General features: G+C 58.3%; 1 protein-coding gene. It reads left to right on the forward strand.

The window, feature by feature from the left end; all coding sequences use genetic code 11:
• Nucleotides 1-694 (forward strand): type VI secretion system tip protein TssI/VgrG (tssI, locus tag ADK28_RS13265; RefSeq protein WP_048795862.1); only part of this gene is annotated, 694 nt, incomplete at both ends.

Genomic DNA, 694 nt, shown 5'->3' on the forward strand with positions numbered 1-694 from the left:
AGTACTGCGTGCAGTACCGGGAAAGCGATCTGGACTTTATCACCCGTCTGGCAGCAGAAGAGGGGATGTTCTTCTGGCACGAGTTTGATGAGGGAAAACACCGGGTGGTGTTTGCCGACCATACCGGGGCGCTGGAGAAAAAAGATAGCCCTGTGTTCTTCAGTCTGGCGAACCAGGGGCTGGAGCAGGGGGCGTATATCCGMCAGTTCCGCTATGCCGAAGCGGTGMGAACCACGRCGGTGGARCTSCGGGACTACAGTTTYAAAAATCCGGCTTACAACCAGTCGAACAAAAAAATCAGTCACGATCTTGCCCATCAGCGTGAGCCCTATGAGCACTACGATTACCCGGGGCGCTACAAGCAGGCGGAGAGCGGTAAAGCTTTCAGCGCGTACCGGCTGGATGCGTTAAGGGCCGATGCGGTGACCGGTAACGGCCTGTCAAACTGCGCGGACCTGCGCCCGGGACTGCGGTTTATGCTGGAAGAACATCAGAACGAGGCATTTAACACGCAGTGGCAGGTCGTGTCCGTGAAGCATGAGGGAAAACAACCGCAGGCGCTGGAAGAGGAAGGCGGTGACAAGCCCACCACCCTGACCAACGAATTTGGGGTTATCAGAGGGGGGACTGCCTGGCGTGCGCTGATACCGGAACGCCCGATGGTGGACGGCCCGCAGATAGCGACGGTGACGGG

It is taken from the genome of Serratia sp. 506_PEND (assembly GCF_001076875.1).
GTDB lineage: Bacteria > Pseudomonadota > Gammaproteobacteria > Enterobacterales > Enterobacteriaceae > Serratia > Serratia marcescens.